Source organism: Caballeronia sp. ATUFL_F2_KS9A, from assembly GCF_023630765.1.
GTDB classification, from domain to species: Bacteria; Pseudomonadota; Gammaproteobacteria; order Burkholderiales; family Burkholderiaceae; genus Caballeronia; species Caballeronia zhejiangensis.
This window is the reverse complement of sequence record NZ_JALQEK010000040.1, coordinates 38206-46286: the sequence shown is the minus strand read 5'-3', so window position 1 is coordinate 46286 and position 8081 is coordinate 38206. Positions and strand designations below refer to the sequence as shown.

At 65.8% G+C, this 8081-nt stretch carries 4 protein-coding genes; 2 read left to right on the top strand and 2 right to left on the bottom strand.

The genetic code is table 11. The features are described 5' to 3' along the window. Window positions 1-818: ABC transporter permease (locus tag NCS67_RS25865; protein ID WP_250437193.1), on the top strand; the 818-nt coding region annotated here is incomplete at its 5' end. Between the two features lie 111 nt (window positions 819-929). Here NCS67_RS25865 and NCS67_RS25860 read toward each other — a convergent pair. Further along, window positions 930-2351 carry an MFS transporter gene (locus NCS67_RS25860; RefSeq protein WP_008347726.1) on the bottom strand — a complete coding sequence of 474 codons (1422 nt, stop codon included), beginning with the start codon at window positions 2349-2351 and terminating at the stop codon, window positions 930-932. A 278-nt stretch (window positions 2352-2629) separates the two neighbouring features. Continuing rightward, window positions 2630-2884 (bottom strand): DUF6723 family protein, encoded by a 255-nt coding sequence (locus NCS67_RS25855; RefSeq protein WP_008347724.1) that lies wholly within the window; start codon window positions 2882-2884, stop codon window positions 2630-2632. Between the two features lie 294 nt (window positions 2885-3178). Here NCS67_RS25855 and NCS67_RS25850 point away from each other — a divergent pair, with 294 nt between their 5' ends. Beyond that, complete coding sequence (locus NCS67_RS25850; protein ID WP_250437192.1) at window positions 3179-8050, top strand: response regulator; 4872 nt, start codon at window positions 3179-3181, stop codon at window positions 8048-8050. Window positions 8051-8081: the final 31 nt, after the last annotated feature.

The following is an 8081-nucleotide window of genomic DNA, read 5'->3' as shown; positions in this document are numbered from 1 at the left end:
GGCGGGGGGGTGATGCAAGCGGGGGGGGGGGGGGGGGCGGGGGGGGGGGGGGGGGCGGGGGCGGGGGGGGGGGGGGGGGCCCCCCCCCCCCCCCCCGGCCCCCCCCCCCCGCGGTGCTTGCCGGCTCGCTCGCAGGCCTCGCGGTGGGCGTGCTCAACGGGCTCGTCATCACGCATATGCGGATCCTGCCGTTCATCGTCACGCTCGCGACGAGTCTCGGCGCGCATGGGCTTGCGTTGCTGCTCGGGCATAACGACGCGGTCGGCATTTCATCGGATTCGAACTTCGCCGCATTCGGTCAGGGCGATCTGTTCGGCTTGCCGATACCGGGCATCGTGTCGGCGCTGACCGCGTTTGCCGGATGGATCGCGCTGCGCAGTTCGCGCTTCGGGCGGCATGCGCTCGCCATCGGCGGAAGTGAGGAAGCGTCGCGGCTGATGGGCTTGAACGTGGACCGCACGCTCGTCATGGTGTATGCGCTGAGCGGCTTGCTTGCGGGCATCGCCGGTGCGATTCTGGCCGCGCAGTTCGGCGCCGGACAGCCGAATGAAGGCGTCGGATGGGAGCTGTTCGCGATTTCCGCGGTCGTCCTCGGTGGCACGCGACTGACCGGCGGCGATGGGTCCATCGCGATGACCGTCGCGGGCGTCGCGTTGCTCGGGCTCGTGTTCAATCTGCTCAACTTCGAGAACGGGCTCGGGTTCATTTCGCTTTCCGCCTACTGGCAGTCGGTGATTCGCGGTGCGTTTCTACTGCTCGTGATCTTGCTGCAGGCGCGGGTTTTGAGTGGGAACAATAAGGTGAAAGTGGCGCACTGAGGTTTGCTTTCTCTACGGTGGATTTCGCCGGATCCCGTTTTGCTTTCGGCTTATTAGCGTTGCCCCTGTGCTAATAGTCCAACGCGAAAACGGGATCCGGCGAAAAAAACATCAAGCATGCCGATGCTCGGGCAACACGTCATGCGCCATATCGTCCCGCTGCGTCCCGGCACCAGCACCAGTCCCGGCCCCAGGAATCCCCCGCCCGCGCAGCGAACACCCGACCGTCTCGGTAACGAACACCAACGCAACCGCGCCAACCGCACAAGCCCCCATCATGTAATACGCCGGCACCAGCGTGCTGCCTGTGCGTCCGATCAGCCAATCGGTGACCATCGGCGCGGTGCCGCCGAAGATCGACGTCGACACGTTATAGGCGATCGCCATCCCCGCATACCGCGCCTGCGTCGGGAACATCGCCGGAAACATCGCGGAGATGCTCGCGAGTTGCGGCACATACAGCAGCCCCAGCACCGCAAGTCCGATCAGCGCGCCGGCAATGCCATGGGTCATCAGCGAGAACATCGGCACGGCCGCGACGAAGATGCCGACGAGCGAAAGCCACCACACCTTCTTGCGTCCGATACGATCCGACAGCGCGCCCGCGAACGGCAGCAGCACCATCATCGACAGCATGCCGATGAGCGGCAGCAGCAGCGAGAGGTTGTCGCTCATGCCGAGCTCCTTCTTCATGAACGTCGGCATATAGGCGAGCAGCACGTAGTTCACGACGTTGAGCGCGACGACGAGCCCGCCGAGCTGCAAGAGCGGCTTCCAGTAGCTCGCGAACAGTTCGCCCAACGACACACCCGTCTGATGCTCTCGCTCCGCCGCTTCGGCGCATTCGCGAAACACCGGCGTGTCCTCCATCTTCGAGCGCAGATACAGTCCGATGAGACCGAGCGGCGCCGCGACGAGAAACGGCAGGCGCCATCCCCACGCGTGCATCGCGTCGTTGCCGAGCAGCACCGAGCAGCCGAGCATCAGGAACGCGCCGAGCGAAAAGCCCGCGAGCGTGCCGAATTCGAGAAAGCTGCCGCAAAAGCCGCGCTTGTGATCGGGCGCGTATTCGGCCATGAACGTGGCCGCGCCACCATACTCGCCGCCCGTCGAGAAGCCCTGGATCATGCGCAACGCGACGAGCGCCACGGGCGCCCATATGCCGATGCTTCCATATGAAGGCAGCAAGCCGACGAGCAGCGTCGCCATCGACATGATGATGATGGTCAGCGCGAGCACATGCTTGCGGCCGAGACGATCGCCGAGCGGTCCCCAGAAGAGGCCGCCGAGCGGACGCACGAGAAACGAAATCGCGAACGTGGCGAGGGCGAAGAGCGTGGCTTGCGCGGTACTGCCGGGAAAGAGCGCGGCCGAAATGTAGGTCAGGCCGTAGCTGTAGATGCCGTAGTCGAACCACTCGGTCGCATTGCCTATTGCCGAGGCGGCCATGGCGCGTCGAATCGGCGCGCGCGAGGGCGTCTCATCGGGCGCCGCGTGTTGACCCTGCCTCGTGGATGGTTGCACGTCACTCATAGTCGTCTTCCGGATGCGTCATGGACCCGGTGCTGCGCTCGAGTTCGCGCGCCATGCACCGCCTTGAGATCAAGATACAGACGCATGCCGCTTGCCTGGCATGTCCTAGGACGATGACGGCGCTGGGGTTTTCCCGAGCGCGCGGGCCATTCTTGCCGATCGTCTGTGGACTCGCCGGGGCTTCTTACCGCGCGGCTCGCAGCCTCGACGCGCTCACGGGGATGAGACGTTCCGCCTGCGTCGAAAGCGCATGTCATAGGACAATGCGCGAGCGCGGATCATGGCTCGGGATTGGCGAGATCCGCGGCGACGATGCGGTGGCCGAGCGCTTCGGCCGCCCGCCGCGCGTCCTCGCTCGATTCGAACGGGCCGATGGTCTCGCAGCCATCGAACGGATAGAGCACGCGCTTGTCGCGCTTTCTCACGACCTTCAGCGTGCCGATGTGCAGGCCCGTCGCATTCACCACATACGACGCGTAGATATCGAAGTCTTCGTGCGCGCCTGCGCCTGATGTCGAGGGGGCTTTAGGCATCGGTCTGGACATGGTTTCGCTTGATGTGATGCTGGCGCCTGACGGTCACGCGCACGTTATCGATTTGAGCGACACGTCTAGCAAATCCCGTGCCGCACTGTCCCGAACGCCTTGCAGGACGGGGCTGACGCGCGTGCGGCCATTGCAAGAAAATGGGTTTTCCGTGCGAGAATCCGGTATCGTTCGCACCCGCGTCCGGAAGCGCACATGAACGATTCGAACCCTACGACGGGCAGCGTCCCTGACAAACCTGCATCGCCCCATCGAGAGGCCGGGCGAGGAGATCAAGCGTCGATGAAAGCCGAAAACCTGATCGCGGATACGAGGATGAACGGGCTCGACCCGAGCTTCCTCCTGGGCGGCGGCGAAATGGGCGCGCTTATCCGCGGTTTCGACTGGACGCAGACCGCGCTCGGCTCGCCCGAAAACTGGCCGCAAAGTCTCAAGACGGCCATCCGCATCATGCTGACGTCGCGCCAGCCGATCTGGGTCGGCTGGGGGTCGGACCTGCTTTTCTTTTACAACGACGCGTACAAGTCGATCATCGGCGGCAAGCATCCGCATGCGCTCGGCCAGCCGACCTCGGTCGTGTGGCGCGAAATCTGGAACGATATCGGCCCGCTGCTCGACACGGCGCTCGCGGGCATCGAAGGGACATTCGTCGAACAGAAGCTCCTCATCATGGAGCGCAACGGCTTTCCCGAGGAAACGTATTACACGTTCTCCTATAGCCCGATTCCCGATGACCGCGGCGGCGCGGGCGGCATCATCTGCGCGAACAGCGACGACACGCAGCGCGTCCTCGGCGAACGTCAACTTAACGTGCTGCGCGAGCTGGCCGCATCGGCGGCGGATGCGCGCTCGTGGCGCGAGGCATGCGAACTGTCGATGAACGCGCTCGAAGGCGCATCGCGCGACATGCCCTTCGCGCTGCTCTACATCGCCGAGCCGGGCGGCGACATGGCGACGCTCGCCGGAGCGTGCGGCATCGCGCCGGGCCATGCGGCCGCGCCCGCAACGCTGCATGCGTCGCACGCGGAGCTGTGGCCGTTTCAAAGCGTGCTGCGCGACGGCCAGGCGCGCGTGGTGACGAACCTCGAACGCCTCGTCGATGCGCCGTTGCCGACCGGCGCGTGGAACGTCGCGCCTTCGAGCGCGGTGCTCGCGCCCATCGCGCCTTCGGGCGAGACGGGCCGCGCGGGCGTGCTGATCGCGGCGTTGAACCCCTACCGGCTTTTCGACGACGCCTATCGCGCGTTCATGAATCTGGTCGCGGGCCAGATCGGCGCGGCGATCGGCTATGCGCACGCGTACGAGGAAGAGCGCCGCCGCGCCGAAGCGCTCGCCGAAATCGACCGCGCGAAAACCACGTTCTTCTCCAACATCAGCCACGAGTTCAGGACACCGCTCACGCTTATGCTCGGTCCGCTCGAAGAACTGCTGGCCAGTCCCGGACGCGTAGGCCGCGAGGATTTGCGGCTCGTCGAGATCATGCATCGCAATGGCCTGCGACTCCTGAAGCTCGTCAACGCGCTGCTGGATTTCTCGCGCATCGAGGCCGGGCGCATCGAGATGCATCGTCAGCCGACCGATATCGCCGTATTCACCGCCGAGCTCGCGTCGCTGTTTCGCTCGGCGATCGAAACGGCCGGCCTGCGCCTCGAGATCGATATCGCGCAGGCGCCGGTGATCGCGGACATCGACCGCGACATGTGGGAAAAGATCGTGATGAACCTGCTGTCGAACGCGTTCAAGTTCACGTTCGATGGCGCCATCCGCATCTCGCTGCACGCGAACGCCGATCGCAGCATCGAAATGAGCGTGCGCGATACCGGCATCGGCATTCCCGAAGACGAGCTCACGCGCGTGTTCGAGCGCTTCCATCGCGTGACGGGCGCGGCGGGCCGCTCGGTGGAAGGCAGCGGCATCGGCCTTGCGATGGTGCACGAGCTCGTCAAGCTGCACGGCGGCATGATCCGCGTGCAAAGCACGCTCGGCGAAGGCGCGTGCTTCACCGTCACGCTGCCCTCGTCGCGCGAATCGGCGTTCGATGCGCAAGCCGCGCCCCATGCCGAAGCGAGCATCCGCGCGCGCTCGTATGTCGATGCCGCCATGCGCTGGATGCCGGACGGAGAGCCGCCGGTCGTCGAAAGCGAGGAAGACGCGCCGCTCGGCGCGGACGCGGCCGACGACCCGACGCTCGCCAATGCGTTGCCGGGCCGCGTGCTGATCGTCGACGACAACGCCGATCTGCGCGACTACATGCGCCGCATGCTGATCGCGGCGGGCCACGACGTGAACGTCGCCGCCGACGGCGAAGCCGCGCTCGCGATCGCGCGCGACGTGCGACCGGAAGTCATCGTCTCCGACGTGATGATGCCGCGCCTCGACGGCTTCGCGCTCGTGCGCGCGCTGCGCGAAGACGAAGCGCTGCGCGAAACGCCTGTCGTGCTGCTCTCGGCGCGCGCGGGCGAGGAAGCGCGCGTCGACGGCCTCGAAGCGGGCGCGGACGACTATCTGACCAAGCCCTTTTCCGCACGCGAACTGCTCGCGCGCGTGGCGAGCAATCTGCGGCTCGCGCGGCTGCGTCGCGCGACCGAACAGAAGCTGCGCGACGAATCGCGCACGCTGGAGATTCTCAATCGCGTCGGCACGGCGGTCGCGGGCGAACTCGATCTGAGCCGCGCGGTGCAGGTCGTCGTCGATGCCGCGACGGAGCTGACCGGCGCCGCCTTCGGCTCGTTCTTCTACAACGTGCTCGACGACAAGGGCGGCAGCTACACGCTCTACACCCTGTCGGGCGTGCCGAAGGATACGTTCGCCAAATTTCCGATGCCGCGCAACACGGCCGTATTCGGTCCGACGTTCGCGGGCGAAGGCATCGTGCGCTCGGACGACATCACGAAAGATCCGCGCTATGGACACAACGCGCCGCATCACGGCATGCCGAAGGGCCATCTCGCCGTGTGCAGCTATCTCGCCGCGCCGGTCCTCTCGCGCACGGGCGAAGTGCTCGGCGGGCTGTTCTTCGGGCATCCCGAGCCGGGCGTCTTCACGGAGCGCTCGGAGCGCATTCTGACGGGCATCGCGTCGCAAGCGGCGATCGCCATCGACAATGCACGGCTCTTTCAGGCCGCGCAGGACGAGATCGCCCAGCGCACGAAGGCGCAGGACGCGCTGCGCGATCTGAACGAAACGCTGGAACGCCGCGTCGCGGATGCCGTCGCGGATCGCGATCGTTTGTGGGAGTTGAGCGAAGATCTGTTCTTCGTCGCGAGCTTCGAGGGCGCGCTGCTGCGCGTGAGTCCTTCATGGACGACGGTGCTCGGCTTCGACTCGCAGCGCCTGCATTCGCACACGGTGATGGACCTCCTTCATCCCGACGACGCGCCCGCCGCCGCCGAGGAACTCGGCAAGCTGCGCGCGAACGGCTTGCCGGTGCGCTACGAATGCCGGATGAACCGTTCGGACGGCGGCTGGCGCTGGATCGCGTGGACCGTATCGCTCGATCCGGCCACGCGGCGCATTCATGGCGTGGGCCGCGACGTCACATCCGACCGCGAAACCGCCGACGCGCTGCGCCACGCCGAAGAAGCGCTGCGCATGGCGCAAAAGATGGAAGCCATCGGCAAACTGACGGGCGGCGTCGCGCACGACTTCAACAATCTGCTGCAGGTGATCGGCGGCAATCTGCAATTGCTCGCGAAAGACGTCGCCGGACAGGACAAGCCCGAGCAGCGCGTGCGAAGCGCGCTCGCGGGCGTCGCGCGCGGCGCGAATCTCGCGTCGCAATTGCTCGCGTTCGGCCGACGCCAGCCGCTCGCGCCGAAGGTCGTGAATCTGGGCCGCTTCGTGCGCGGCCTCGACGACATGTTCCGCCGTGCGCTCGGCGATGGCATCGAGATCGAAACCATCGTGTCGGGCGGATTGTGGAATACGCTCGTCGATCCATTCCAGGTCGAGAACGCGCTGCTCAATCTCGCGATCAACGCACGCGACGCGATGAACGGTCACGGCAAGCTCACGATCGAAGCCGGCAATGCATCGCTCGACGAAACCTACGCGATGCGCAACGCCGACGTCGCGCCCGGCCAGTACGTGATGGTCGCCGTGACCGACACCGGTTCGGGCATGTCGCCCGAAGTGCAGGAACGCGCGTTCGAACCGTTCTTCACGACCAAGCGCGAAGGACAAGGCACGGGCCTCGGCCTTTCGATGGTGTACGGCTTCGTCAAGCAGTCCGGCGGCCACGTGAAGGTGTACAGCGAGCAAGGGCACGGTACGACGGTGCGTATCTATCTGCCGCGCGCGCGCGAGGAAGAGGATATCGAAACGACCATCGATGCCGGTCCGGCCAAGGGCGGCAGCGAGACCATTCTCGTCGTCGAGGACGATGAGGAAGTGCGCGCGACCGTCGTCGAGATGCTCGCGGATCTCGGCTATCGCGTATTGCGGGCAAAGGACGCGCAGAGCGCGCTGGCGATCGTCGAAAGCGGCGTGCCCGTCGATCTGCTCTTCACCGATGTCGTGATGCCCGGCCCGCTGCGCAGCAACGAAATGGCGCGCAAGGCGCGTGAACGCGTGCCGGGTATCGCGGTGCTGTTCACGTCGGGCTATACGGACAACGCGATCGTGCATGCGGGGCGGCTCGACGAAGGCATCGATCTGCTGAGCAAGCCTTATACGCATGAGGCTTTGGCGCGCAAGGTGCGGCAGGTGCTGGGACAACGCATGAGGGCATCGGCGGGCGCGCCTGCCAGCGCCGATGTCAGCGTGCCGAGCGTCGCGCAAAACGATGCGCTCTCGCGAATGCGCGTGCTGTTCGTCGAAGATAACGAACTCGTGCGCGATAGCACCGCCGAATTGCTGCGCACCTTCGGGCTGGATCTGACGGAAGCGGGCAGCGTCGATGAAGCGCTGGCGCTCATGCGCGAGCATCGCTTCGAATTGCTGCTGACGGATGTGGATCTTGCCGGGCAGTCCGGCGTGGAACTGGCTATCGCGGCGTGCCGCAAAACGCCGGGACTGGGCGTCGTGTTCGTGACGGGCTACGACCTCGCGCTCAGCGAGGACGAGCGTCGCGCATTGCCGAAGTCGATTCAGTTGAAGAAGCCATTCGATCCGCTGGCGTTGCTCAATGCGCTGAATGCGGCGGTGGCGCGGTAGGGGCTTGTCACATCACGCGATCATCGAACTT